This window comes from Paenisporosarcina sp. P4_D4 (assembly GCF_056401835.1).
The window spans coordinates 41,648-67,447 of the sequence record NZ_JBFUIO010000001.1 but is presented as its reverse complement, the minus strand read 5'-3'; the positions used below and the strand labels follow the sequence as shown (position 1 = coordinate 67,447).

Here is a 25,800-nt window from a genome sequence, read left to right as displayed (position 1 = left end):
TATGAATGCATCCTCACTCGCATTGCTTGATGAAGTAAGCTCAACTTTAGTGGCAGCTGAAGAACATCCATTCAGTACGAAACAACATGTAAGCAAAAACAAGACACATCCATATTTCATCTGACTCACTCTTTCCCTTCTCTTTTAATTCACGCCTCGTATTTAAACCAATCCGCCATTAGTTCTTCCAAACGTTCTTCTAGTGATTTCTTTATCACTAATAAATTTTCGTATTCTTGCCAATCCGCTTCAGCTTCAATTTGAACAGTGAGAGTCGCCAGTTCTTCTTCGACATCGGCAATTTCCTTTTCAAAAGAACGAGGTTGTGCCTCCCGTTCACGGATAGTTTTGACTCGTTCTTCCTTTTTGACCGGTTCTTCTTTTTCAAGCGAGGTCTGACGTTCTGCCCATTTCGAACGCGCCCATTCATAGGCTCCTTCGAAGGTAATGAATGTTCCCCGATCCAACCAAGCGGTGCGAGGGAATAGTTTATTCAGGAAGTAGCGATCGTGGGAGACAGCCACTATGGTCCCTTGGAAATCTTCGAGTGCTTCTTCGAGCACTTCTCGCGAATCGATATCCAAATGGTTTGTTGGTTCATCAAGCATCAATAAATTGATGTCCTGGTGCATGAGTTGCGCAAGACGCAATCGCATCCGTTCTCCTCCGCTTAAATCTCCAACCCGTTTGAAAACGTCGGGTCCATAGAACATAAACTTCGCGAGAATGTGGCGCGCTTCCCCTTCAAATACATTGACTTCCGCTCGGAAGACATCAATGAGGCGCGCTTTCGGGTTGGCAATCTCGAAATGTTGAGACAGGAATCCTACTCGCACATTACTGCCAAGACGTGCGGTGCCTGCATCGACTTCGAGTTCTCCACGCAGTAATTTCAGAATGGTGGACTTGCCAGTTCCGTTTCGACCGACGATTGCAACGCGTTCTTTCCACCTAACATTAAAGTCAGCTCCTGCAAGCAAAACTTTGTTTCCGAAAGATTTGTACACTTGTTCCATGACCACCACTTCCTTGCCACTTCGTGGAGCTGCTTCAAATGATAGAGTCATTTTTTTCGGATCAATCAGCGGCTTCCGTACTTTCTCCATACGTTCCAAAGCCCTTTCCATATTGCGTGCACGACGGTGCAAAGCAGCATTCGGCGGAACTGCTTCATTTGCCCAAAGTTTCAGGCGCTTGATGGCTTCGCGCATTTTCTTGATTTTTTTCTGCTGTTCCTCGTATTCCTGGAACTCCCGCATGATGCGTTCTTCTTTTTGGATGGCAAACGATGAATAATTGCCATGATATAAAATCAATTCGCCTTCTTCGAGATCCGCAACTTTCGTGACGACCTGATCCAGGAAGTAACGGTCATGCGAAATGATGACGACCGTACCTTCATAATCAACCAAATACTGTTCAAGCCATTCCACGGCAAACAAATCCAAATGGTTCGTCGGTTCATCGAGTAACAATAAATCTGGTTTCGTCAGAAGCAATTGACCGAGCATGATTTTTGTTTGTTCCCCCCCACTCAACGATGGGAATGACCGATTAACAAAACTTTCTAATTGCAGACCCTGTATGACCTTATCAATTTCCGATTCATATGAATATCCGTCACGCAACGTGAATTGTTCCTGGATATTTCCATATTGACGAAGCAATCGTTCCATTTCTTCAGACGTTGCGCTGGCCATTTTCATTTCAAGGTCCGTCATTTGCGTTTGCATCTTGAGCAGTTCTTCAAAGGCCATTGTCAGAACATCGAGCCCCGTCACTTCCTCTGAGTAGGAAGGAATCTGGGCCAAGTAGCCAATCCGATTTCCTTTTTTGAAATGAATGCTTCCCGAATCAGGACTTTCTACACCAGCTAACAATTTAAATAATGTAGTTTTCCCTGTACCATTACGTCCTACAACAGCTAATTTATCACCTGTTTTGATTGCCAGTGATAAGTCCTCAAAAATGATGTTTCCACCTAGCATTTTACTGATTTCCTGTATTGTACATATCATATTTTCCGCTTCCTTTCGAATTCAGCTGGAAGCAATCCATTCTTCATTTGCAGTAGATTTATTTTTGCGTACAAAAAAAGACTGCCTGAAAAGCAAGCAGTCTTTTCTCGATGTCTGGCTCCAAGCGCCAGCCCGCGTGCCCCTTAAAAGGGGTCAGAAAGGCAATTGCCTTTCAACCGAACAGCGCCGGTGTTGGGCTAGAGTGGCGCTTTGCGCTTTTCCATATGGAGAAGAAAGAATGTCTTGTCAGCTGTGATGTGCATGTAATTTTCTAAAATTGGACAGACCTGTCCCGTTATTAGAAATTTCATGAGTAATCGCACATGATGTGGATAAAAATTCCAATATGAAACCACGTGCATTCACAGCGTTCTTCATTCTTTCTTCACCTCCGTTCATTCAAGTTGAGAATATTCTATCATATTTATTTATCGATTTCAAATGGCCATTTTGGCAGCATGTTCGATAATTTTTTATCTTCACGATACCCAAGTACATATTCCGCTTGCATAATTGTATGGATCTCGCGCGTTCCTTCGTAAATAACAGGTGCTTTTGAGTTGCGCAAGTATCTTGCGACTGGATATTCATCCGAATAGCCATACGCACCGTGAATTTGCACAGCGTCATCTGCTGCTTGGTTCGCAAAATCACATGCTTGCCATTTCGCTAATGAGGTCTCGCGCGTATTACGCACGCCTTTATTTTTCAGTTCACCAACACGGTAGACAAGGAGACGGCTCATTTGAAGGCCTGCTTCCATTTTCGCAACCATTTGCTGTACCAATTGGTGTTTACCAATTGGCTTGCCGAACGTTTCGCGCTCGTTACAATATTTCACACTTGCTTCAATACACGCCATGATTAAACCTGCAGCGCCTGCGGCAACAGTAAATCTTCCGTTATCCAAAGCCGACATGGCAATTTTAAACCCTTCGCCTTCTTCCCCTAAACGGTTTGTAGCCGGGACTCGAATATCATCAAAGAAAATTTCCCCCGTATTTCCTGCACGAATGCCATACTTCCCTTTAATCGCTTTCGAACTGAAGCCTTCCATCGTACGTTCCACAATAAACGCACTGATCCCGTGGTGTTTCTTCGATTTATCAGTATATGCAAAAACGATGAAATGGTCCGCTTTATCACAAAGGGAAATCCAAGTTTTTTGACCTTTTAAAACGTAATCTTCCCCGTCGCGAGTCGCTGTTGTTGCCATTGCGGCTACGTCCGAACCAGCGCCCGGTTCCGTAAGACCGAAAGCACCGATTTTTTCACCTTTCGCTTGCGGTACCAAATACTTTTGCTTTTGTTCCTCGGTACCCCACTGCATTAACGTCATGGAGTTCAATCCGATATGCACGGAGACAGCTGTTCGAAACGCTGTATCTCCCCGTTCTAATTCTTCACAAACGATTGCAAGTGAATTGTAGTCCATGCCACTCCCACCGTATGCTTCAGGGACACAAACACCCATGAAACCTAGTTCCGCTAATCTTTTCCATACTTTTTGATCAAATCCACCCGTTGCATCCCATTCAGCCATATGGGGAATAATTTCTGCATCCACATATTGGCGGACCGTTTTACGAAGTAATTGTTGTTCTTCCGAAAAATCGAAGTTCATGATGAGTGCCTCCTGTTATCCGTTACCAACCGTAGTTGATTGTTGTATGGATTCTTGAATTTGTACGCCTCGTTTTTTCATTTCATTAATGTAGGTATCGCCAGGCACAATTTGTTCAGGTGCGTATACGCCTCGTTTTGTGATTTCCCCATTGCCGATCATCTGTGCAACAATTGAAATCGTGTTTGCAGTTGCACGCGCCATTGCAGTTACTTGATCCGTCATATCTTTCTTCGTCACGAGTTCGTATTCATATTTAACCAGTTCCCCATCTTTGTCACCGGACACAATTACACGTAACAGTACGGCATCTTGTTTATCACCAAGTAATAAACCAGGCGTCAAAGCGGCTTTCAGCACTTCACGCGTACTAATTGTTTTTCCATCCACTTCAACTTTTGTCGCTTTATTTGTTAAGCCTAGATCCACCAATACTTTAAATTTTTCTGCGTGGCCTGGGTAACGTATTGTTTTATATTCGAGTGTTTCCACGTTCGGAAACGTTTTTGTCAATGTAGAAGTTCCACCTGATGTATGGAAAGCTTCCAGTTCACCGAATTCATCAAAATGAATCGGCTCGATTTCGGAAAGGGATGGCACTTCGATCAATTCACCATTTCGGACAACGTGTGATGTGTCCGTATAATGGTCCATCACCCCGTCCAATGAAAAGACGATGTTGTATTTCAATGGACCTTCCGGTTCAACTGGAATCCCACCTACAAACAGTTTGATCGATTTGACCTCATCTAACTTGCTTGCACCATATCCAGATAAAATATTTATCATTCCTGGAGCTACCCCTAAGTCTGGAATGAGAGTAATGCCTTTCGCTTGTGCTTCAGCAGCCAAACTTAACACCGCATCCGTCGCTCCTCCAATGTGACCTCCTAGATCCACTGAATGAACGCCCACTTCAACTGCTGTACGTGCTACTTTTTCGTTGAATGAATAAAATAATGCGTTAATGACAACGTCGCCTTTGCTCATGACTTCTTTCAATTGCGCATCATCATTGGCATCTAACCGAACTGCTTCTATTTTATCAGATTGAATTTTCTCCTTAAAAGCCTGCACTTGCTCCACTTGCACGTCTGCTAAAAACACTTTTTCGACGTTTTCGCTTTTGACTAAATCACGCGCTGCTTCTTTCCCCATTAATCCTGCACCTAATACAACAACCTTCATTCTTACATCCCCTTTGTAAAACGTTTTCTTTGCATGTATATGTGATGCTGACAGTCTTTCATTCAAAACTACTTAATTATCAATTTGAGCTCGTTGTAACTTACCGCTGAAGTCGACATAAATGCTCTTCCATTCTGTATAAACGTCAAGTGCTGCCACGCCGGAGTCACGGTGTCCGTTACCCGTCCCTTTTGTCCCGCCGAAGGGCAAATGAATTTCAGCACCAGTAGTGCCGGCATTTACATACACAATCCCTGTATCCAGATCACGCTGTGCCTTGAAAACAGTGTTGACGTCACGCGAGAAAATACTACTGGATAAACCGAATGACACGCTGTTATTCACTTCGATTGCTTCGTCTAAACTCGAAACCTCAATCAGTGAAACAACCGGGCCAAAGATTTCTTCCTGTGCAATGCGACTATCTCTCGCAACGTTTGTGAATAGAGTCGGAGCATAGTAGTTTCCGTTTGCCAAATCGCCATCAGATAGAATCTCTCCACCCGCTAGCAATGTAGCACCGTCTTCTTTTCCGATTTGGACGTAATTATGGATTTTTTCCAGTGCTTTTTTGTTAATGACTGGGCCGATTTTTACGGATTCGTCCATACCGTCACCGATAGCCAAACCTTTCATCGCTTCCTGAAGCCGCATTTCAAGTTCTTCTTTCACATCTTTATGCACAATGACGCGACTGCATGCTGTACAACGCTGACCCGCTGTTCCGAAAGCACTCCACAAAATCCCTTCAACCGCCAATCCAAGATCTGCGTCGTCCATTACGATGACGGCATTTTTACCACCCATTTCAAGTGATACTTTTTTCAAATGACGACCGCCACGTTCAGCAACCGAACGACCTGTCTCAGTCGACCCAGTAAATGAAATGACTTTCACGTCCGGATGTTCGATCATCGCAGTTCCAACATCTGCCCCTGATCCGAATACAATGTTCGCAACGCCTGCTGGTAGTCCTGCTTCTTCAAACACTTTCGCCATTTCATAAGCCATCATCGGTGTTTCCGTTGCTGGCTTCCATAAAAACGTATTGCCAGCAACAATCGCAGGGAATGATTTCCACGTGGCAATCGCAACCGGGAAGTTCCAAGGCGTAATGAGCCCAACCACACCGATCGGAGCACGTACGCTCATCGCAAACTTATCAGCCAGTTCCGATGGCGTCGTTTCGCCGAACAAACGGCGGCCTTCACCTGCCATGTAGAATGCCATATCGATTCCTTCCTGTACTTCTCCGCGACCTTCTTCAATGACTTTTCCCATTTCTTTCGTCAACACTTGTGCAAGATGCTCTTTCTTTTCTTTCATAATACGCCCAATTTCATATAAATAATCTGCCCGCTTCGGTGCAGGGACCAGCGCCCATTTTTTCTGCGCTTCCTTTGCTGCCAAGACAGCTGAATTCACATCTTCTTTAGTTGATAATCGCACTTGCGCTAACTCTTCTCCATTAGCAGGGTTAGTCACAGGAACGTACTTTGCATCTCCAGCTTCCTGCCACTTTCCACCGATGTAATTGTTCAATTGCATGTACCTTACCCCTTTCGATTTGAGAACGCTTTCACTTTACTTATTCGACACATGGTCGTTTAAACCTTTCAATTTTTTGAAAAAACGGATTATTTATAAATAGTGACGTTTGATGAAACTTTTTGTTGCGAGAAGCGTATGAATGAGTAGATTAAATTACTGGAGGAATGTGACGCATGAACAACCACGAAATTGATTACAAATTACACGGTGACGATATGCAGTTTGTGGAAGTAGAACTCGATCCAAAAGAAACGGTTGTTGCAGAAGCAGGCAGCTTAATGATGATGGAAGACGGCATCTCTATGGAAACTATTTTCGGAGATGGCTCTTCTTCAGGAGGAGGAATCATGGGCAAACTGATGGGTGCCGGTAAGCGTATGCTTACAGGAGAAAGTTTATTCATGACGACATTCACTAATAACGGATCTGGCAAAAAACATGTGTATTTCGCTTCCCCATATCCAGGAAAAATCATTCCAATGGATTTGAGTGAAATGGGCGGCAAAATCATTTGTCAAAAAGATGCGTTCCTGGCAGCGGCTAAAGGCGTATCGGTCGGCGTTGAATTCCAACGTAAACTTGGGACTGGTTTCTTTGGTGGTGAAGGCTTTATCATGCAAAAGCTTGAAGGTGACGGACTCGCATTCGTTCATGCTGGAGGTACTATTCATAAGAAACACTTACAACCAGGCGAAGTGTTACGTGTCGATACAGGATGTTTAGTGGCCATGACCAAGGAAGTTGATTACAACATTGAAATGGTGCCGGGCGTAAAAACGGCGTTGTTCGGTGGAGAAGGATTGTTCTTCGCTACATTGCGTGGGCCAGGAACCGTATGGATACAATCGTTGCCATTCAGTCGATTGGCAAGCCGAGTCTTTGCAGCAGCCCCACAAATTCCTGGCGGCAGCTCAAAAGGTGAAGGTAGCTTGGCAGGCGGGCTATTTGATATATTAGGCGGGAAATAAATAAAGTTAATGACAGTGTGCCTTTAATGGTGCACTGTTTTTTTGTGGTTGCGTCATTTATTCCCTTGCACCAGTAATTCCCCCATATATCTATCTTCTGATTTGCTCTTTACGCTTCGCTGTAAAATAAAAAACCTGATACGTATTCGCACCAGGCACTTAATCAATCTATGAAACTTTCATTTTCCTTTTCATCCGCCATAAGAAATAAAGCACCGGCAGGATTAACGACGCAGAAGAAGTAATCCCTCCTGCAATGGACGTGTACAATGCCAGCATGCCGACGAGTGGTCCACCGGCAATCTGTCCGAACGCATCAAGCTGCCCAAACATGGAAAGTGTTGTGGCACGCCCTTTTGATTCTATGCGTTCATTTGTAACGATGCTCATCAATGGATAGTTTACGTTTCTCAGTGCACTTGTCACCCAATACATGGCTACCGCCACCCAGAAATGACCTGTCCAAGCGAAAGCAATCATCGTTGCAATCAACACGGTGTTAGTAATCAATAATACATGTGCATAACGTCCTTTGACATGTCTCTCGACGAAACGAAGGACCACGATATTCAGTAAAAACGCGACCGCATAAAATGTACCGAACCAATAAACGGTCTCACTTTCCGACAACTGGTAGTCCACAATGAAATGAGCGCCGTACAAACGATCAAAGCCTTCGCTGGCGAGCCCCCAAAACAAGGTTACCATCGCAATACTGACCAACACGGTGTTCCCGCGAATTTGAGAAACACCAGTTTTGATGGTGTTCACCATATGCGTGACACCTGAGACACCTTTTTCACGAGTAACTCTAACAAACTTTGTTTCAGGTAGCTTGATGATAGCCCATACCGCTATGACAATGAGCATGATTCCCGCAACAATAATTGCAATTTGTACGGACCAAATCGCTGCGATTGTCACACTTGCAAGAATCGCCGCAAAGCGAGCCCAGGATGAAAACTGCGATCCACGTAAGAACGTCTTTTCCAAACTTTTAGCGTTCAGTTCATCAGCAATCCAAGCTTGTTCCGCCCCGCTGATGAATGTCCAGCCGATTCCCCACATCGCAGAAGCTACCGCAATCGCCCAAAACTCAGGCGTACTACCTTCCAAAACATGTGCTAACCCGATGACGAGTGTTCCGAAAGCAAGCGACCTTTTCCGTCCGAAATGATCCGCGAATAAACCTGTGGGCATTTCAAACAGTAAAACAGACACTTCCATAGTCGTACCGATCAATACGAGTTGCAAAGCATTCAATTCCGCTTGAGTTACATAGTAAATGGCGTTTAATGTGAACACCATCTGAATGAAAAACGACCGTGAACTTGTTAAAGTGTAATAAAAATTTTGTATACTCAATTCTAATTTCCTCCGATTTTTTGATTTGGGTTAAAATCAAATCGGAGTTCACATTTTATCCCAACATGCCCTCCAATTTGTATGCTGAAGCCAATGTTGTTCTTTTCATATGCTATCTCTCCCTTTCTAAAACTTTATTCATTATAATTTCTATTCAGAATATTGTCATGGTTTTTTTTGATACAGAAGAGCGGATTTGGTGTGGGTAAATTAATCAGAGTATTTTATTCGGCATGAATGAACTTAGGGGTTCCTTGTTAGGTTTCTTCATTGGCGTTCTTCCTGGGAGCCGGTGCAACACTTGTCCGAGCTTTATTCCCATTCACCCATTTTCCCCCAACGAAAAAGGCTGCCAGTAACATCGGCAGCCCCTACTATCTTTCACAGTTTGTTATTCAGCTTGTCCTTTTTCGAAATTCAGATCCCATGTGTACCCAAACTGGTCGCGCACTTTAGCGTATTTGGCTCCCCAGAACGTGTCCTGAAGTTCCATGATTGCCTGACCGCCCACTAATAATGCATTGTACAGACGATTCACTTCTTCTTCGCTTTCACATTCAATCATCAATGAAACATTTGTCGTACCTGATTCGCCAGGGGTTGAGGAGTCAGCAAGCATAATGCTGAAGTTTCCATTTGTTAAGTGACAATGCATAATGTAATCTGCCGCTTCAGGCGGTGATGGAAAATCACTATCCCCATATTTTAGCATCCCTTGGTTCTCTAAACTGAATGTTACTTCATAAAATGCAGCTGCGTCTTTGGCATTTCCGTAAAACGTTAAATATGGAAGTACTGGTTTCATTCTCTACATCTCCTTAATGAAAATTAAGTATCTCTTATAGGATTCGCCAGACTTCTTTATTATCCTTTTACATCTTAAAATGTTTATTTTTTACTCTTTTGATTATTTAAAGGTCACTTGTACAAATTTATCGCTTAAACTCATCGCACTACAGATTCAACTCGCCTTATGAAACAGCGTTCTTCCTAAACTTCCTATAAATCATCAAACCCATTGTCTTGCACATTGACTTTTACATATTGACGAGACTTTTGCTCAAAAAAGTCGGTTTTGCCCAAATCCACTTCTTCGTAGGCTTTGATCCACTTCAATGGATTTTTGCGATACGCCGGGAATGGTCGTTCATAGCCAAGTTGAGCACAGCGGACATTTGCATAGAAGCAAATGTATTCTTCCACATCCTCGACGTCCAGACCGTCAATTCGATCCCCTATCACTTCACGTGCCCATTCGATTTCAAGTGCAGCCGCTTCTTTGAAAATATTTTCAACTTTACGAGCTCTTTCTGGCGTATCGTACTGAGGATATTCTCGCAACAATTCCTGATAAATTTTCACGAACAAATCGACGTGAATTTGTTCATCTCGATTGATGTAGTTGATCATTGTGCTCGTGCCGACCATTTTTTGATGACGTGCGAGATGATAGAAGAAAGCGAATCCAGAATAGAAAAATAACCCTTCCAAAATGACATCATAGACAATCGCAGTCAATAATGAATCAACATTTGGCTCATCTGAAAAAGCTTCATACCCTTTCATGACGAATTCGTTTCGCTTTGCCAGGACCGGTTCCGTGCGCCAGTAATCAAACACCCGGTCTTGCTCTTGTTTCGACACCAAGCTCGACAGCACATATGAATAAGAATGATTATGAATCACTTCTTGTTGTGCCAAAATTATCATAAGCGCATTCAAACTGGAATCCGTTAAATAATCAGCAACTTTCCCTGCGAAATCAGTTTGAATACTATCGAGCAATGCCAATAAGCCGATGATTTTCAAGAATGCTTCCCGCTCCGCATCATTCAACCCGCCGAACTGCTTCACGTCCGAGCCCATATTAATTTCAAAAGGGGTCCAGAAGTTTCCGAGCATCCTTTTATATTTCGGATACGCCCAACTGAACCGTACATCATCCCAGTTCAGTACATTCGATGAAGCCCCATTGACGATGCCGGTAGAACGGTTTGGTGCCTCTTTATCCATGAGCTTTCGTTTTTCAATCGTTGTCATTCAATTTCCTCCTTAGCTTGAGCAAGACTCACATTCCATCATTTCCACCGATGTGGAGCGCACATAATAGGTCGTTTTCAAACCACTTGCCCACGCATCCAGATGCAAGTCCAGCAATTCTTTCGCCTTAATTGTGTTTTGTACATATAAATTTAACGATACCCCTTGATCGATATGGCGTTGTCGTGCAGCGTTCTGTTTTAATGTCCAATGCTGATTGATGAAGTACGCGGACTTATAAAACCATGTTGTTTCTTGATTCAAGTCAGGTACTGTTACCGGAATTTTGTAGTCTTTCTTCTCTTCCGAATAGCTTTTTTGGAATATAGGATCGATGCTTGCTGTACTTCCTGCCAATATCGACGTGGAAGAATTCGGTGCGACGGCCATGAGATACCCGTTTCTCACGCCATTCATGGCAACATCCAGACGAAGTTCACGCCATTTCAATGAATCGTAACCACGCGATTCAAAGTACTCTCCCGTATGGAATGCTGATCCAACAAATAATGGATAAGGTCCTTTTTCACGAGAGATATTCATGGATGCTTGTACTGTCAAATAAGCAATCTCCTCATACAATTCATCCGCAAATTCTACCGCTTCGTCAGATTCCCATCGAATTCCTTTCAGCGCTAATAAGTGATGCCAACCAAATGTTCCAAGACCGATTCCACGGTATCTTGCGTTTGTTCGTTCTGCCTGTGGCACTGGAATCATGTTCAGATCGATGACATTGTCGAGCATGCGTACTTGCACTTCGATCAATCTTTCCAACACACCAGCCGGAACTGCTTTTCCTAAATTGATGGAGGACAAGTTACACACGACAAAATCACCAGGCTTACGGCGCGTGACTATGACATCGTCTTCCAACGTGATCGATTCAAATTCTGTCGCACTCATATTTTGAAAAATTTCCGTGCACAAGTTACTGCTGTAAATCATGCCTTCGTGTTTATTTGAATTTCTTCGATTTACTTCGTCTCGATAAAACATAAATGGCACACCTGTTTCCAGTTGGCTGCGCATGATGCGTTTCATAATATCAATGGCCGGCACTACTTCTCTCGACAACTGTTCGTTCGCTACACACTCTTCATATTTATCTCGGAAAGTACCTTCCCCCCGGGTTTCATCATAGAAATCTTCTAGAGAATAACCCATGACAGTACGTACTTCATGCGGGTCAAACAGTGCCCATTCTTCGCGTGCTTCGACTTTCTCCATGAAAACATCCGGTAGGCACACACCTGTGAAAATATCATGTGCGCGCAATCGTTCATCCCCGTTGTTTAGCTTCAAATCAAGGAAAGGCAAGATGTCCTTATGCCACACATCCAAATAAACGGCAATCGCTCCTTGTCGTTGACCGAGTTGATCCACGCTGACCGCCGTATTATTCAATTGCTTGATCCACGGCAGCACACCGCTCGATGCTCCCTTGAATCCTCGGATTGAGGAACCTCGGCTTCTCACTTTCCCCATGTAAATGCCTATACCACCGCCATATTTCGATAGCGTGGCAACATCTGTATTCGAGTCATAAATCCCTTGAAGACTGTCGTCAACTGTATCGATGAAGCAACTCGATAATTGCCCATTTGGCTTCCCTGCATTGGAAAGGGTAGGTGTTGCAACGGTCATATACAAGTTACTCATTGCCCAGTATGCTTCCTTCACTTTCTCCAAGCGATTCTCGGTTTCGTTTTGCATTAACGTCATAGCAATGATGAGCCATCGTTCTTGCGGTAGCTCTGCGGGTGAAAGGTCGTAATCTCTTGCCACGTAACGGTCCATCAATGTCTTTAATCCAATATATGTGAATAGTCCATCGCGTTCCGGTTCAAGCACTTCACCTAATGCTTTGATTTCTTCTTTACTATAGGTCTTCAGGAGACGGGCATTATATAAACCCTTGTCCGATAAGCGCTGAAGGTGTTTCTCAAAATCCTTATACACATTTTGACTTGAACATTCTCGTCTTACAGCGATTTCGCTGTAAACTTGTGCCAAGTAAACACGAGCAGCGACGAAAGTCCAGTATGGTTGCTCTTCATCCAGATGACTAAGTGACTCCATTACCATGGCTTTTGACCACTGTTCATCGGTTGCTTGTGGATTTTTCTTCAGCCATTTTTCATTGGCATGCAACAAGGGAGCCAACTCATTCTCTTTAAACTGCTCCAGCAGTTGATCTATCAGTATTTCTTTGTCTGTTAATACCTTTTGTACCATATGTATACCCACTCCAATTCAACAATTTCAGAAACACAAAAAAGCGATGGAACAGCCTCTTCGGCTGAGCCATCGCTCAAGATTGAAAGAATGGAAAGGAGTAGAATTGGTTTGAGAGAAAATGGAATTTCGCTCGCTACAAATAGCTCGCTTCCACTCCTCAACCCCCGAAGAAAGTGTTGCTTCATCGAAAAAAAAGGCAGGTCTCCTGGCTCGTGCATTATCCTTCCGTACCCTTCCCATGCTGATGCACAGTGGACTTTGTACAGTCGTTTACACTTACAGTTGCGGGGACAGCTTCGGCATGTACCGAATTCCCTTTTAAACCATTACTGGTACCTCTTTTTCGTTTGTACACTATATATTGTGTTTTACATAATATCCAATCTAACATATAGTGTTTTTTCTTACAACCGATGAATCATCGCTGAATTCGTTCAACCCTTATCTACACTAGCCAATTCGCTTAAAAAATATTTTTTGTCTGGTTCTTTCGCGATATTTTCGGCCGCTACTTGCCCGCGTGCCAACCAAATATTCATTGACTCAGAATTGCCCCTACACTTTTCTGCACGTGCTATGGATTCATAAGCAAAGGCTAAATCAAAATCGCCAAATCCTTCCGCTTCACATAGTTCTGTACCCGCCACGCCGTAAAAATATGCTGTATCACCTTGTCCGAGAATGACATGGACACGGGACACTTGCCAATAGCCTCTAGCCAAATTAAGCTTTGTGCCGATTTGGCGCCAATGATAGAGCGAAGCATATGCCTTCTCCAGCATTTGTGAATCCTCATCACCTGTTCGGTCTTTCTTCTCCATCAAATCCCATGTTTCATTAAACAATCGAACCGCGATTGTACGGTGATCGATACTTATCGTCTCAGTCATGTTGTCTATCCCCTTTTCTCAATTCTTTGTATTCACTTATTACCCATTGGGCAAAGTAGACGTTATTTCGTATCCTATGTAAATGTGTTTGCTAGTCTAACCAATTATATTCGACAGAAACAGTCTGCTTCCTTTCAAGCCTTAAATTAACTCTATTCGCTGTTTCCACCATTCTATTTGCGCATCACAGAAAAACTCGCGGATTCTCCTCTTTTCCACAAACAAAAAAACGGCCTCATATTGAGACCGTTTTCGAATCCATTATAGAACATAAATCACGAACAACACTGCCGCCAATACCAATCGATAAATTGCGAATGGCGTCAATTTCACGTGTTCGATTAACTTCAGGAAGAACTTGATGGAAATCAGCGCAAATACGAAAGCACTGATAAATCCTACGACATAAAACGAAGTATCGCTTGGATTTATATCCTCCCAGTTTTTCAAAAGGGACAAGAAGCTAGCACCGAACATGATCGGAACAGCCATGATAAATGTAAAATCAGCTGCCGTCCGGTGACTCATCCCGAACAATACACCACCTGAAATGGTCGCACCCGAACGAGAAAAACCTGGCCATAACGATAAACATTGCACAAGCCCAACAGTGAATGCCTGCTTGTATGTAATTTGATCCAACGTCTGTGTTTTCGGTTTTTTAGGTCCGAATTTATCAGCCACAATCATTAAAATCGCACCAATAACCAAGCCAATTAATACCGTCTCGGTACGGAATAAATTGTCGTCGATAAAGTCTTCAAACAATACGCCTAGCACACCCGCCGGGATTAAACCTACAATTACATGCGTCAATTTTAACTTTGAGCCTGTAGTTGTATCTTTCATTTTATAAAGACCAACCAAACTGAATAAACGTTTCCAGAACACCACAATTACCGCCAAAATCGATCCAAGCTGAATAAAGATTTTAAACGAGTTAGCCGAAGGTTTCCCAAGAAACTCAGATGTTTTTAACCACATATCGTCCACAATAATTAAATGTCCGGTAGAAGAAACGGGTGCAAACTCCGTCATCCCCTCAACAAATCCTAATATTAACGCTTTAAGCAAATCAAATAGTTCCATAATATCTCCTTATGCTCTTCTTTTTCGGAATCGTAAATACCACCAGATTACGGCAAGTCCTGCAAGTACAAGCAAGACGTAAACAATATTTGAATACACGTCCATTACGCCAACGATTGATTCCCAGTTATCGCCCACCGCTGCTCCGACCGATACTAAAATCGTATTCCAAATAAGTGTTCCTAATGTCGTAAATAACAAAAACAATCCAAATTTCATATTCGACATCCCGGCAGGAATCGAAATCAGACTGCGAATCAATGGAATCAAGCGGCAAAACAATACAGTCCAAATGCCATATTTATCAAACCAGCTATCTGCTTTGTAAATATCTTTTCTCGTTAAACGTAAAACACGTCCATAACGATCCACGATTTTCTCCAAGCGTTTTACATCCAACATTCGACCGATTCCATAAAGAATCACAGCCCCTGCGATAGAACCTGCAGTCGAAACCAAAATGACACCCATTTCCGTCATACTCGATTGCGTTGTCATATAACCACCAAACGTCAAAATCACTTCTGACGGAATAGGTGGGAAAATATTTTCAAGCATGATTAGTAAAAATATACCTATGTAGCCGTACTGGCTCATAATATCAGTAATCCAGTTTTCCATGTCCAGCCTCCAAGCAACAATTTCTTTCCAACTTCTATCGTAACAAGATTAATGGGCTTTTCCCAATATTTATTTCGACGATACTGTAATTTTGATTGACCAAAGCTCCGAACGCGAACCCAATCGAAGCGGCGGACCCCAAAACCCGAAGCCAGATGACACAAAAGCGTGCAACTGACCTTTAAGTTTATACCCATAATCAAGCTCAAATAAACGACGTGTGAATAAATGATTCGGCCACATCTGCCCACGGTGCGTATGCCCTGATACATGTACATCCACTCCGAGCTCAGCAGGCGTGTCTAAATCAAAAGGCGTATGGTCCATCACAAGCCATGGAAGCTCATTCAACTTTGGCTTCAAACTCTCCAAAGACTGTCGCTTCCCATTCGTCGCATCTTCCCTGCCCGTTACATAGAACGCATTTTCCACACAAATGGTTTCGTCCAGCAACATCCGGACGCCCGCTCCCTTCATTTCTTCCACAAGAAGCGGAATTTTACGTCCGTAATACTCATGATTTCCTACAACGCCGTAAACACCATATGTCACCTTCAACTGCCTCATGACCTCGGACATCCCGTCTTTCACAAACCAAATCGGATCATCATCCACCAAATCACCTGCAAGCAACACCACGTCCGGCTGCTCTGCGTTAGCCAAATTCACAAAACGCTGCAAGTGCTTTTTATTGGAAAGAAGACCTAAGTGAAAGTCAGATGCTAGTACCAACTTTAACTCGCGAAGCGAACCAGAATCCTTGTTGATATTTATTGTCTTATAGCGAACAACCGGTGAAAATGCCATATATGTCCCTGCGATGAAAATAATCAGAAAAATAAACGCCACGATGTTTCCTGTAATAAAAATCGTTTGCTTGGAAGGCAATATCAAATAAACAAGCGTTGCCAGAGGAAATAAAATCAAGCCGTACTGCATTACAATGAACCAGTACGACCCGATGATACTAAAATATTTAAGCCCATGGTTAAACTTGCCGATGATGTAGCCAAAAGCACAGACAAACCAGAAGAGACCAAACAACACGGGATGAACCGGCAGGGCCCACGTTTGGAGCCACTGATACGTGTTATAGCCAAAATAAAAAACAAGTAGTGTATAAATTGCTAGAATAAGAGTGCCCATACTGATACGTTTCATGATGCTAATTCACCTTTACATCTTGTCTCCGGTCATACCGAATCGTAAATGCCACTTTCACTTCAGATTTTGCAGGAACCGGTACAAAGATTTGTATATCGTTATCTTTCCGTTTCCAAGTGTGTGTTGATTCAACTACATCAAATACGCTATAGCTTGTGCCATGATTGATGATAAGTTCAATCGGGTGGTCTTTTTGATTGCGAATCAAGTATACGACTTCCTCATACTCATAGCCGTCTTTCTTGTATTTAGCCACAACATCACTTTCCACCGTGACATCAAAAGCTTCCCCTGATTTGATGCGGACTAGTTCGCCAGCAGCCGTATGCGGGATGTAATCTTCTCCGATAAATTCAGAAGAACCGTCCTTTGGATTTTCTTTGTACAATTTGAATCTCCCTCTTGGAAGTGGGAATCCAAGGCCGTTTTCCGCATCATTTCGGAACGTTAAGTACACTGTTGGATGGGCACTGTACGCATCCACTTCATATACCGTGTGCGATTTGATTTTGTAGGCAGAAAAAAGTTGAACTTGCTTTTGCTGTCGATTCTCCAGCGTCAGTCTTTCAGGGAGCGTATATAGATAGTACTCTCCAAATGCCTGACGTTCCGGTTCCATTTCGGCCATGGCACCCTGCTCAAAACTCATCGTTTTTTGCATGCGAATTGGTGCTCGGTTCACTGTCCCCGCCATTAGTTTTATTGTCGCATCGTCAAACGTCATGCCCGAGTTGTTCGTCATCGTTACCCATCCTGTCAAATCAAAATCATTCTCCCTAACTTGTGCCACATAGTCCGCTTCCCAACTTAGCCCCCGCGTTAAATACGTAACCCGTACATCTTCTGCCGTTTGTTCTTCAAAACGCCAAACGAGTGTGGGCTTTAACATCACTTCTTCCGGACCGTCCGGCAAGCGGATCTCCCCTTCTGCATCAAGAACGATTTCTCTTGTCAGCATGTCTGCAAGGACCAAACCATTTTGGACGCTTAACAGAAGGTATGTCTTTTCTTCGCCTGTTTTCTTATTGACGATTCTGATTTGATGCCCAACATATTTCTCCAGCAACTTGAGTCGATCCATCAAGTCATATTCGTAAGTAAGCTCTGTGACTTTTAGACCTTTCACCTGAACGGAATTCGATTCAATCCGTTGTGGTACGTCCGAATAGTAGATGATATGATCGTCTGAAAGTGGAGGAATGGAGCGGATTTCTTGAATTAACGCAAATCCAGCATTGTAAATCGTCAGCGCCAAGTCTTTCGTCAGGCTCGCTGGGATATTGGTCGGCATAAGAGACACCTCCTCGTTGTTTTTGGAAAGTATATCATGATATGCGTTAAATCCCTTTGCGATACGTTGTATGAAAGACAAGGCGATTCCATTCTTTGAAACATTCTAGAATATGCCTGAGGTTTGGGAGTGAAAATATTACTCTATTCGCGGTTGCTCCCTTTCTATTCGCGCTTCCACACTGATCGTTTAACGCACTGTCAGAATGCTACGGATAATTCATTCGATAACAATAGTAGTAATTGAAAAAGCGACAGAAAAAGCCCTGCCGCTTACTCTACTTTCACTAAGGGCCATGTTGCTGACCAGTTTTTTCGCTTAACTCTATCAAAATATATTTGCGACCCTTCAAAATAAGGGGTGGGAGAGATTTTCATTGTTAATAAGTCTCTGACTCCATGTGGAGCGCATAAATGAAGTTCCCCTTTGTCATCAAAAGTTATGCCAATAGCTGTGGCTGTCTCTGGAAATTTTGACATCCCATCTATTGAGGATATATAGGGTTCTACCTTGTTCAAAGTATGCATCCTTGCTTGATTTTTAACGGACCAAGGAATGGTTGAATCTAATTTAATTAGTTCTTTTTCATAGAGTTTTTCAATGTGTTCGTCCAAATTTTTCGAATCGAAATAAATGACATCCACATCTGGAAGTATGGTTTTTTCAGAAAATCCGTGTAATTCATCCCATACTTTTCCTCTTATGAATCCAGCACATATCCACCAGTCGGGTAACTCTAGTGTAGCTGCTTGTCTGATAACATTCATCATCCACTCGTCATTAGAAATGGCTTCTACAATTTCTTGTTCATTTGATAATTTCATTTTGAACCTCTTTTAATCATCTTCATGGATCCTGTTTGCCCTCATCTACAGCCCCATTTTCTTCGCGACAATCACTTTCATGATTTCATTGCTGCCTGCATAAATCGAAGCGACTGGAATATCTCGATAACGCCTTGCAATTTTATATTCTTCCATATAGCCGTAGCCTCCGTGTAATTGCAAGCATTCACCGGAAATCTTCTTGGCAGTTTCCGTCAGCCAATACTTCGCCATGGACACTTTTGAGACAATGTCTTTCCCTGCCATATGATCTTCAATCAACGATTCAAGGAATGAATGACCAAGTTCAACTTCGGTGCTCATTTCAACTAACTTGAATTGCGTGTTCTGGAACGCTCCGATTGGTTTGCCAAATGCTTTGCGGGATTTCACATAATCCAGTGTCATTTCGACCATATCTTCAGAAGATGTTTGAGCGGAAATTGCCACCATTAATCTTTCCTGTTGGAGCTTCTCCATTAAATAAGTGAAACCCTTTCCTTCTTCGCCAAGCAGGTTCTTAGCAGGCACTCGACAATCTTCAAAGTACAGCTCTGCTGTATCCTGCGCGTGCATGCCGACTTTGTTCAGCTTGCGTCCACGCGTAAACCCAGCCATGCCTTCCTCGATTACCAGCAAGCTGATTCCGCGATGCTTCGGTTCAATTTGTGTATCGGTTTTCACGACAACTACAACTAGATCCGCATTGATGCCATTCGTAATGAAGGTTTTGGAACCATTTACGATATACGTATCACCATCAAGAACAGCAGTTGTTTGAATCGCCGCCAAATCAGATCCTGCCCCTGGTTCAGTCATGGCAATAGCGGTGATATGCTCGCCTGTTACACATCCCGTCAGCCAGCGAGCTTTCTGTTCGTCGTTTCCGTACGCTTCAATATATGGAACCACGATATCATTATGCAATCCAACACCTGTCAAGCTCGCTCCAACACGTTCCATCTCTTCACCGATGATGACAGCGTATCGGAAATCAACTTCCAGTCCGCCATATTTCTCTTCAACTTGTGGGCTTAAATAACCCATGTCGCCAAGCTTCCGCCAAAATGATTTAGGAATCATACGGTCTTCTTCCCACTGTTCGTAATGAGGAGCAGCTTCTTTTTCCAAATATTTGCGAAGCGACTTGCGGAACATCACGTGCTCATCAGTCTCAAAACGGTATTTCCCCATCAAGACTCCTCCTTATTTTGGTTGCATGCGAATGGCACCATCTAAACGGATCACTTCGCCGTTAAGCATTGGATTTATTAAAATGCTTTCTACTAATTGCGCATATTCACTCGGCTTTCCTAAACGATTCGGGAATGGCACGGAACTTGCCAAGGAAACTCGTGCTGGTTCAGGCAAACCTTCGAACAACGGCGTTTCGATTAGACCTGGGGCAATCGCCATAACACGAATGCCGTCTCTAGCAAATTCACGGGCAATCGGTAACGTCATGCCAACGACACCGCCTTTAGAAGCACTGTATGCCACTTGGCCAATTTGACCTTCAAAAGCTGCGACGGAAGCAGTGTTAATGATGACACCTCGTTCCCCTTCTTCGTTCGGATTGTTTTGTTGCATGGCATGAGCAGCAACACGCAATACGTTGAATGTGCCGATTAGATTCACTTGAATAACTTGTTCGAAGCGATCAAGTGCAAGCGGACCTTTCTGTGATACTACTTTGCCGGGCGTCGCGATGCCTGCACAACTAATCAACGCATTGACCTTCCCATAATGTGCCACCACTTCTGCTACATGTTGTTCAACTTGCTGAGCATCCGTGACATTTGTTTGAAAGTAAACTACTTGTTCTTCACCTAATTCTTTAACCATTGCTTGCCCACGTTTTTCATTCAAATCAAAAATGGCGACTTTCCCACCCTGAGCGACCAATCGGCGTGTAGTGGCTTCTCCAAGTCCTGATGCTCCACCCGTTACGATGGCAATGACTTCTGCTGTTATCATGACTGTCCCTCCGATTCTGGCAATCTCTCAATAATGGTGGCGTTCGCCATACCCATCCCCTCACAAATCGCTAGAAGTCCATATCGTCCATTTGTGCGTTCCAGCTCATGCAACAAAGTGACAAGCAGTTTCGTTCCTGATGCGCCCAATGGATGACCGAGTGCTATTGCACCCCCATTGCGATTTAACTTAGACGGATCAGCACCTGTATCCTTTAACCAGGCAAGCGGCACTGGAGCAAAGGCTTCATTAACTTCATATACGTCCATATCTTCGATGGTGAGCTTTGCTTTCTCCAATACTTTTTGCGTTGCTGCAATTGGACCCGTCAGCATAAGCGTTGGATCTGATCCAACAACAACACGGGTATGAATGCGCGCACGAGGTGTTAGTCCCAATTCCTTTGCTTTTTCAAGCGACATCAACAATACTGCTGAAGCGCCGTCACTCATTTGACTAGCATTGCCTGCGGTAATTCGTCCCTTTTCATCAAATACCGTTTTCAAACCACCCAGTGTTTCAAGAGTAGTTCCTGCTCTTGGACCTTCATCAACAGAAAACAGCTCAGTTGATCCATCTTCGTTTGTCACTTCTATTGGTACTATTTCACTTTCGAATCGACCCTCGGCAATCGCCTGAAAGGCACGTTCATGACTTTGTACAGAAAATGCATCCAATTGTTCCCGGGATAAATCCCACTTTTCTGCAATTCGTTCGGCAGACAATCCTTGATTAATGATTTCGTATTGCTCCGTTAGTTTCTTGCTTGGTTTGGCGTCTCCCATATTTGAAAACATCGGTACCCGTGTCATGCTTTCAACACCACCCGCAATCACAATATCCATGTCGCCGGATGCGATTGCCTGTGCGGCAAAATGCACCGCTTGCTGGCTGGAACCACATTGACGGTCGATCGTCGTCCCAGGAACTTTGGTCGGAAAGCCAGCTATCAATCCCGCTGTTCTTGCAATGTTGCCTCCTTGTTCACCTGCTTGAGAGACACACCCTAAAATAATGTCTTCTACGTCGCCTTTTTCAATTCCGGCCAGTTCGACTAATTTTCCCAAAACAATTGCGGCCAATTCGTCTGGTCGCATTTGTGCAAATTTCCCTTTTCTCCGACCGACTGCAGTACGTATTCCTTCTATAATCACGACTTCTTTCATCGTTACACCTCTTTTAACGGAATTGAATGAATATTCACTCACTATTATTTTACAGAACTATCGTGAAATTTTCTACTCTCTTCTTAGAATCTTCTAAGTCTCAGGTCTTAGTAAAAAATGCATTCTAAGCCCGTTTGGTGATTCATGGCGAGTTGGTACGATTAACTTACAATTTGAAAGGAGAGACAAACACATGAAAAAATTTGGATTAATCGTAGTTGGGGTAATCGCAGGTATTGTGGCGCTTGTCAATTTAGGACCACTTTTAGGTCTTGCATTATCCGCGTTGCTTGTATTCGCAGGGATGCATTTTTATTTAAAAGGAGGATCTAAGCTGGCTAAAATTTCATGGATAGCGGTCGGAATTATTGGGCTACTGACAGCCGTTGCGAATGTGCCCGGTTTCTTCGGAATTCTGGCGATTGCTGGATTATGGTATGTCATTCGTGAATGGAAACAACAACCGATTACCTTCTCAGCGCCAATGACTGCAACATCTTCAGACCCTTTTATCAACTTTGAAAAACAATGGAACGAACTAAACAAATAGGAGGAAAAACACATGACAACATTATGGAAACGATTCAAGTATGCATTCGAAGCAGATCTGCACAACGTATTTGACAAAAAGGAACAGAAAAATCCCATCGCCATGTTAAATCAATATATTCGTGAAGCAGAAAAACAAACAGAACAAACGGGTCGATGGATTGAACGCCAAGCGCAATTAAAAGCAGAACTTGAAAAAGAACTACAAGAGACTACAGAAATGCTGGCAAAACGCTCTTCCCAATTAGAGCTTGCCCAACAAACAAATGAAGGTGAATTAATTGATTTTGCAAAAGCAGAAGTTACAGCCTATACGAACCGAAAAGACGTATTACAAGCAAGTATTTCTCGGACAATTGAGGAATTATTTGGGCTTGAGCAAAAGTTTGAAGAAATGAAACACAAACTGAAAGATATGAAAGTTCGCCAGTTACAGTTAATGGGTAAAGAAAATGTCACTCGTGCCCATCACCAAATGGACCGCGTCCTTCAACCTGAAGCTGCAAAGAACGGTGAAAAAAGGTTATTGGCCTTTGATGAAATGGAACAGTACATCGAACGACTGGGTCAACGCATTGAAAAACAGCATGATGTATCATCCATGGAACGCAGATTGGAAATGCTAGAAAAAAAAGAACAACCTCAATCTGAAATTGTGTAAAATAAAGTAAAGAATTGGAGAAGGCGCCTGTCCTTCTCCTTTTAATGCATATAATACCTCCTTCGATTTACTTGTGGGAGAGGCTAAGCTGTTACGAAAAAGGAGGAATAGCTTTGCAACGTTTTTCAACTGAACGCATTACATTTTGGCTATTGGCTGCCTTGCTTCTTATATTTATCGAGGCGATGTTCTTCCACAATGGAAGTGTGTTATTCGTTCTTTTTGGTATCGGGTTAATTTATATTAGTTTACGCAGAAGAAGCCGCTTATTTTTCTGGGGTGGTATCGCTTTTTTGGGAATCGCCTTGCTTTCCATGTGGAGTTTACGCTTATTAATTGCCGCAACCATGGTGTATATTTTAGTGCGACTTTGGAAGGGTGATGAAACTCAACAAGTCATTGAGCCATTCCTCAGTGATCTAGAAACATCGAACGCAATCATTCAGAACAAACTCTTTTCAGTTCAATCTACACCTTTCCAGGCATATGAATGGCAGGATGTTCACATTCAAGGTATTTACGGGAACATCACAATTGATACGACCCAAACTGTGTTACCAAAAGGTACTTCACTAGTTTCCGTTCGACAAGGTATTGGAAAAATCAGTGTGGCCGTTCCTTATGAAATCCCTGTGCGAATCCATTACACAACACTACTCGGAGACGCTCGACTTTTTGGTTCCAGTAAAAGACGTTTATGGAATCAATCGATTGTCCTTCAAGATGGCTATGCAGAAGCTCAAGGTAACGCAACGTCTGAATTGGTCATCGCTGTATCGACTTGGCTTGGAGATGTAGAGGTGACTCGCAAATGAGTGGATTCATCGGACGCACTTTACTCTTATTTTTAATTCTTATCGCATTCGTTGTGGGGTTATTAACGTATATTTTAGGATGGCCTTCATACGGAACATGGTTTCCTTTGTGGTCAGTAGAAGAAGGGGATTTACCTATTTCCATATGGATGGCAATTTTACTGTTCAGCATCAGCATAGGCACCACTTTCTCCAGCACGCAGGTGGCAAGAAAAAGAGAACGAGCGATCGACAACTATTTACAGGTCGTCACGAATACTGATCAACAAAATGATGGATTGGCTGCTCCAAAAGTTTCCCCCAAGTTAACTAAGACTTTGAGTGATGTGACAACGCTGATTGCTACGCAAAAAAGAAGTTTGCAACGAATGTCAGACGAACGGGCAGAAGGCGAAGACAAGCGAATTCAGGAACGCATCATTCAGGAACGCCAGCGGTTAGCACGGGAACTTCACGATTCTGTTTCCCAACAATTATTCGCTGCATCCATGCTATTATCGTCAATTACGGAACAGCAGGAAAACGACGTTCCCAAACCACTGGCACAAGCTGAAAAAATGGTCCAGCAAGCACAGCTTGAAATGCGTGCCCTTTTGCTCCATTTGCGTCCTGCAGCGCTTCATAATAAATCATTGGCTCATGGTCTGGAAGAATTACTGTTTGAATTGCAACAAAAGGTGCACCTCACCATCCGCTTCCGACTTGAGGATATCTCCCTTTCCAAAGGTGCGGAAGACCACTTATTCCGCATTGCACAAGAAACGCTATCCAATACCTTGCGCCATGCAAACGCCACTGAAGTCGGCATTCTCTTTGTGGAGAGAGATGGCCTTGCTATATTCCGTGTACAGGATAACGGAATTGGATTTATGAATGATGAAGGCAAAACAGGTTCATACGGGTTGCATCATATTCAAGAACGGGCAGTTGAAATGGGTGGAACAAGCAAGGTTGTTTCAATCCCATCACAAGGAACGATAGTGGAAGTAAAAGTCCCAGTTGAGAAAGGATTGGAAACAGATGATACGAATCGTACTCGTGGATGATCATGAAATGGTCCGAATAGGCGTGTCCGCATACTTACAGGCACAATCGGATATGGACGTAATCGGCGAAGCTGTCAATGGTAAGGAAGCTGTTGATCTGGTACTGTCCCTGCGTCCGGATATCGTGCTGATGGATATGGTCATGCCCATCATGAATGGCGCAGAAGCCACGAAAGAAATAATTGCCCAATGGCCACAAGCGAAAATCATGATTGTCACGAGTTTCCTTGATGATGATAAAGTGTACCCAGCTCTTGAAGCAGGTGCTGTCAGTTATGTAATGAAGACATCCAAAGCAAAACAAATCGCCGATGCCATTCGCGATACATTGTCTGGTCAGGCGGTTTTAGAGCCTGAAGTCACAAACAAAATGATGAAACGAATGCGTCAAGGGCAAAGTCGTCCGCTACACGATGAGTTGACTGATCGCGAACACGAAATCCTGTTATTAATGGCTAAAGGCCGCAGCAATCAAGACATTGCAGATGAATTGTTTATAGCCTTGAAAACCGTTAAAACACATGTCAGCAATATTCTTTCCAAGCTCGAGGTGCAAGATCGCACCCAAGCAGTCGTCTATGCGTTTCAGCAAGATCTAGTTCCAAAAAATTAAAACAACCTTCCAGTTGGAAGGTTGTTTTTTATTTGCGAGAGATGTTTTCACGATTTCGCGGGCTGATATCTGGCCACATTTTTTTGGTGATATCTCCAT

25 protein-coding genes and 1 riboswitch are annotated in these 25,800 nt (G+C 43.3%); of the genes, 7 read left to right on the top strand and 18 right to left on the bottom strand.

What is annotated here, in order from left to right:
* The first annotated feature begins 1 nt into the window (after position 1).
* A complete protein-coding gene (locus AC1DSL_RS00335) occupies positions 2–124 on the top strand; it encodes a hypothetical protein (RefSeq protein WP_477530801.1) in 123 nt (40 codons plus the stop codon).
* Positions 125–149: 25 nt separating this feature from the next.
* Here the strand turns inward: AC1DSL_RS00335 and abc-f are convergent, their stop codons facing one another.
* From abc-f to AC1DSL_RS00310, 5 genes are all read right to left on the bottom strand, one after another.
* A complete protein-coding gene (gene abc-f / locus AC1DSL_RS00330) occupies positions 150–2,018 on the bottom strand; it encodes a ribosomal protection-like ABC-F family protein (RefSeq protein WP_477530800.1) in 1,869 nt (622 codons plus the stop codon).
* Between the two features lie 246 nt (positions 2,019–2,264).
* Positions 2,265–2,396, bottom strand: coding sequence for an RAxF-45 family protein (locus tag AC1DSL_RS00325; protein WP_016428383.1), 132 nt, complete (start codon positions 2,394–2,396; stop codon positions 2,265–2,267).
* 46 nt (positions 2,397–2,442) lie between these two features.
* Complete coding sequence (locus AC1DSL_RS00320; protein WP_342542234.1) at positions 2,443–3,642, bottom strand: acyl-CoA dehydrogenase family protein; 1,200 nt, start codon at positions 3,640–3,642, stop codon at positions 2,443–2,445.
* A gap of 15 nt (positions 3,643–3,657) precedes the next feature.
* A complete protein-coding gene (locus tag AC1DSL_RS00315) occupies positions 3,658–4,830 on the bottom strand; it encodes a saccharopine dehydrogenase family protein (RefSeq protein WP_477530799.1) in 1,173 nt (390 codons plus the stop codon).
* Positions 4,831–4,902: 72 nt separating this feature from the next.
* Positions 4,903–6,378, bottom strand: coding sequence for an aldehyde dehydrogenase family protein (locus AC1DSL_RS00310; protein ID WP_477530798.1), 1,476 nt, complete (start codon positions 6,376–6,378; stop codon positions 4,903–4,905).
* Positions 6,379–6,554: 176 nt separating this feature from the next.
* On the opposite strand from AC1DSL_RS00310, the gene AC1DSL_RS00305 reads away from it, so the two are divergent.
* The gene (locus AC1DSL_RS00305; RefSeq protein WP_477530797.1) at positions 6,555–7,349 is read left to right on the top strand and encodes a TIGR00266 family protein; all 795 of its coding nucleotides are present in this window, start codon (positions 6,555–6,557) and stop codon (positions 7,347–7,349) included.
* Between the two features lie 168 nt (positions 7,350–7,517).
* On the opposite strand, the gene AC1DSL_RS00300 is transcribed toward AC1DSL_RS00305, so the two are convergent.
* From AC1DSL_RS00300 to AC1DSL_RS00240, 13 genes are all read right to left on the bottom strand, one after another.
* Positions 7,518–8,714, bottom strand: coding sequence for an MFS transporter (locus AC1DSL_RS00300; RefSeq protein WP_477530796.1), 1,197 nt, complete (start codon positions 8,712–8,714; stop codon positions 7,518–7,520).
* A 391-nt stretch (positions 8,715–9,105) separates the two neighbouring features.
* Complete coding sequence (locus AC1DSL_RS00295) at positions 9,106–9,519, bottom strand: VOC family protein (protein ID WP_016428390.1); 414 nt, start codon at positions 9,517–9,519, stop codon at positions 9,106–9,108.
* A gap of 194 nt (positions 9,520–9,713) precedes the next feature.
* Positions 9,714–10,754, bottom strand: coding sequence for a ribonucleotide-diphosphate reductase subunit beta (locus AC1DSL_RS00290; RefSeq protein ID WP_016428391.1), 1,041 nt, complete (start codon positions 10,752–10,754; stop codon positions 9,714–9,716).
* 12 nt (positions 10,755–10,766) lie between these two features.
* Positions 10,767–12,992, bottom strand: a complete 2,226-nt coding sequence (locus AC1DSL_RS00285; RefSeq protein WP_477530795.1) for a ribonucleoside-diphosphate reductase subunit alpha — start codon at positions 12,990–12,992, stop codon at positions 10,767–10,769.
* A 181-nt stretch (positions 12,993–13,173) separates the two neighbouring features.
* Positions 13,174–13,349: riboswitch (cobalamin riboswitch) on the bottom strand.
* 80 nt (positions 13,350–13,429) lie between these two features.
* Positions 13,430–13,885 (bottom strand): hypothetical protein, encoded by a 456-nt coding sequence (locus tag AC1DSL_RS00280; protein WP_016428393.1) that lies wholly within the window; start codon positions 13,883–13,885, stop codon positions 13,430–13,432.
* Between the two features lie 261 nt (positions 13,886–14,146).
* Positions 14,147–14,974 (bottom strand): undecaprenyl-diphosphate phosphatase, encoded by an 828-nt coding sequence (locus AC1DSL_RS00275; RefSeq protein ID WP_477530794.1) that lies wholly within the window; start codon positions 14,972–14,974, stop codon positions 14,147–14,149.
* Positions 14,975–14,983: 9 nt separating this feature from the next.
* Complete coding sequence (locus AC1DSL_RS00270; RefSeq protein ID WP_016428395.1) at positions 14,984–15,595, bottom strand: DedA family protein; 612 nt, start codon at positions 15,593–15,595, stop codon at positions 14,984–14,986.
* A gap of 69 nt (positions 15,596–15,664) precedes the next feature.
* Complete coding sequence (locus AC1DSL_RS00265) at positions 15,665–16,756, bottom strand: metallophosphoesterase (protein ID WP_477530793.1); 1,092 nt, start codon at positions 16,754–16,756, stop codon at positions 15,665–15,667.
* Between the two features lie 4 nt (positions 16,757–16,760).
* Complete coding sequence (locus AC1DSL_RS00260; protein ID WP_477530792.1) at positions 16,761–18,050, bottom strand: DUF4139 domain-containing protein; 1,290 nt, start codon at positions 18,048–18,050, stop codon at positions 16,761–16,763.
* A 272-nt stretch (positions 18,051–18,322) separates the two neighbouring features.
* On the bottom strand, positions 18,323–18,874 hold the full coding sequence (locus tag AC1DSL_RS00255; RefSeq protein WP_477530791.1) for a nucleotidyltransferase family protein: 552 nt from the start codon (positions 18,872–18,874) through the stop codon (positions 18,323–18,325).
* A 45-nt stretch (positions 18,875–18,919) separates the two neighbouring features.
* On the bottom strand, positions 18,920–20,068 hold the full coding sequence (locus AC1DSL_RS00250) for an acyl-CoA dehydrogenase family protein (protein ID WP_477530790.1): 1,149 nt from the start codon (positions 20,066–20,068) through the stop codon (positions 18,920–18,922).
* Between the two features lie 12 nt (positions 20,069–20,080).
* The gene (locus tag AC1DSL_RS00245) at positions 20,081–20,851 is read right to left on the bottom strand and encodes a 3-hydroxyacyl-CoA dehydrogenase (protein WP_477530789.1); all 771 of its coding nucleotides are present in this window, start codon (positions 20,849–20,851) and stop codon (positions 20,081–20,083) included.
* The gene (locus AC1DSL_RS00240; protein WP_477530788.1) at positions 20,848–22,017 is read right to left on the bottom strand and encodes a thiolase family protein; all 1,170 of its coding nucleotides are present in this window, start codon (positions 22,015–22,017) and stop codon (positions 20,848–20,850) included. Before AC1DSL_RS00240 ends, AC1DSL_RS00245 begins: the two co-directional genes overlap by 4 nt.
* A 193-nt stretch (positions 22,018–22,210) precedes the next feature.
* Here AC1DSL_RS00240 and AC1DSL_RS00235 point away from each other — a divergent pair, with 193 nt between their 5' ends.
* From AC1DSL_RS00235 to AC1DSL_RS00215, 5 genes are all read left to right on the top strand, one after another.
* On the top strand, positions 22,211–22,567 hold the full coding sequence (locus tag AC1DSL_RS00235; RefSeq protein ID WP_342542248.1) for a lmo0954 family membrane protein: 357 nt from the start codon (positions 22,211–22,213) through the stop codon (positions 22,565–22,567).
* Positions 22,568–22,579: 12 nt separating this feature from the next.
* Positions 22,580–23,227, top strand: a complete 648-nt coding sequence (locus tag AC1DSL_RS00230) for a PspA/IM30 family protein (RefSeq protein WP_477530787.1) — start codon at positions 22,580–22,582, stop codon at positions 23,225–23,227.
* Between the two features lie 113 nt (positions 23,228–23,340).
* A complete protein-coding gene (gene liaF, locus AC1DSL_RS00225) occupies positions 23,341–24,042 on the top strand; it encodes a cell wall-active antibiotics response protein LiaF (RefSeq protein WP_477530786.1) in 702 nt (233 codons plus the stop codon).
* Positions 24,039–25,088 (top strand): sensor histidine kinase, encoded by a 1,050-nt coding sequence (locus AC1DSL_RS00220; protein WP_477530785.1) that lies wholly within the window; start codon positions 24,039–24,041, stop codon positions 25,086–25,088. Before liaF ends, AC1DSL_RS00220 begins: the two co-directional genes overlap by 4 nt.
* A complete protein-coding gene (locus AC1DSL_RS00215) occupies positions 25,063–25,701 on the top strand; it encodes a response regulator transcription factor (RefSeq protein ID WP_016428406.1) in 639 nt (212 codons plus the stop codon). The genes AC1DSL_RS00220 and AC1DSL_RS00215 overlap by 26 nt, the downstream gene beginning before the upstream one ends.
* Positions 25,702–25,800: the final 99 nt, after the last annotated feature.

Excerpts from the sequence above, each read along its gene's own strand:
- AC1DSL_RS00230 (WP_477530787.1), top strand. The coding sequence starts at position 22,580 with ATGACAACATTATGGAAACGATTCAAGTATGCATTCGAAGCAGATCTG.
- AC1DSL_RS00290 (WP_016428391.1), bottom strand. The coding sequence starts at position 10,754 with ATGACAACGATTGAAAAACGAAAGCTCATGGATAAAGAGGCACCAAAC.
- AC1DSL_RS00275 (WP_477530794.1), bottom strand. The coding sequence starts at position 14,974 with ATGGAACTATTTGATTTGCTTAAAGCGTTAATATTAGGATTTGTTGAG.
- AC1DSL_RS00215 (WP_016428406.1), top strand. The coding sequence starts at position 25,063 with ATGATACGAATCGTACTCGTGGATGATCATGAAATGGTCCGAATAGGC.
- AC1DSL_RS00310 (WP_477530798.1), bottom strand. The coding sequence starts at position 6,378 with ATGCAATTGAACAATTACATCGGTGGAAAGTGGCAGGAAGCTGGAGAT.
- AC1DSL_RS00245 (WP_477530789.1), bottom strand. The coding sequence starts at position 20,851 with ATGATAACAGCAGAAGTCATTGCCATCGTAACGGGTGGAGCATCAGGA.
- AC1DSL_RS00270 (WP_016428395.1), bottom strand. The coding sequence starts at position 15,595 with ATGGAAAACTGGATTACTGATATTATGAGCCAGTACGGCTACATAGGT.
- AC1DSL_RS00250 (WP_477530790.1), bottom strand. The coding sequence starts at position 20,068 with ATGGGGAAATACCGTTTTGAGACTGATGAGCACGTGATGTTCCGCAAG.
- AC1DSL_RS00260 (WP_477530792.1), bottom strand. The coding sequence starts at position 18,050 with ATGCCGACCAATATCCCAGCGAGCCTGACGAAAGACTTGGCGCTGACG.
- AC1DSL_RS00335 (WP_477530801.1), top strand. The coding sequence starts at position 2 with ATGAATGCATCCTCACTCGCATTGCTTGATGAAGTAAGCTCAACTTTA.
- AC1DSL_RS00265 (WP_477530793.1), bottom strand. The coding sequence starts at position 16,756 with ATGAAACGTATCAGTATGGGCACTCTTATTCTAGCAATTTATACACTA.
- AC1DSL_RS00255 (WP_477530791.1), bottom strand. The coding sequence starts at position 18,874 with ATGAAATTATCAAATGAACAAGAAATTGTAGAAGCCATTTCTAATGAC.
- AC1DSL_RS00320 (WP_342542234.1), bottom strand. The coding sequence starts at position 3,642 with ATGAACTTCGATTTTTCGGAAGAACAACAATTACTTCGTAAAACGGTC.
- AC1DSL_RS00325 (WP_016428383.1), bottom strand. The coding sequence starts at position 2,396 with ATGAAGAACGCTGTGAATGCACGTGGTTTCATATTGGAATTTTTATCC.
- abc-f (WP_477530800.1), bottom strand. The coding sequence starts at position 2,018 with ATGATATGTACAATACAGGAAATCAGTAAAATGCTAGGTGGAAACATC.
- AC1DSL_RS00295 (WP_016428390.1), bottom strand. The coding sequence starts at position 9,519 with ATGAAACCAGTACTTCCATATTTAACGTTTTACGGAAATGCCAAAGAC.
- AC1DSL_RS00220 (WP_477530785.1), top strand. The coding sequence starts at position 24,039 with ATGAGTGGATTCATCGGACGCACTTTACTCTTATTTTTAATTCTTATC.
- AC1DSL_RS00305 (WP_477530797.1), top strand. The coding sequence starts at position 6,555 with ATGAACAACCACGAAATTGATTACAAATTACACGGTGACGATATGCAG.
- AC1DSL_RS00235 (WP_342542248.1), top strand. The coding sequence starts at position 22,211 with ATGAAAAAATTTGGATTAATCGTAGTTGGGGTAATCGCAGGTATTGTG.
- AC1DSL_RS00285 (WP_477530795.1), bottom strand. The coding sequence starts at position 12,992 with ATGGTACAAAAGGTATTAACAGACAAAGAAATACTGATAGATCAACTG.
- AC1DSL_RS00280 (WP_016428393.1), bottom strand. The coding sequence starts at position 13,885 with ATGACTGAGACGATAAGTATCGATCACCGTACAATCGCGGTTCGATTG.
- AC1DSL_RS00240 (WP_477530788.1), bottom strand. The coding sequence starts at position 22,017 with ATGAAAGAAGTCGTGATTATAGAAGGAATACGTACTGCAGTCGGTCGG.
- AC1DSL_RS00315 (WP_477530799.1), bottom strand. The coding sequence starts at position 4,830 with ATGAAGGTTGTTGTATTAGGTGCAGGATTAATGGGGAAAGAAGCAGCG.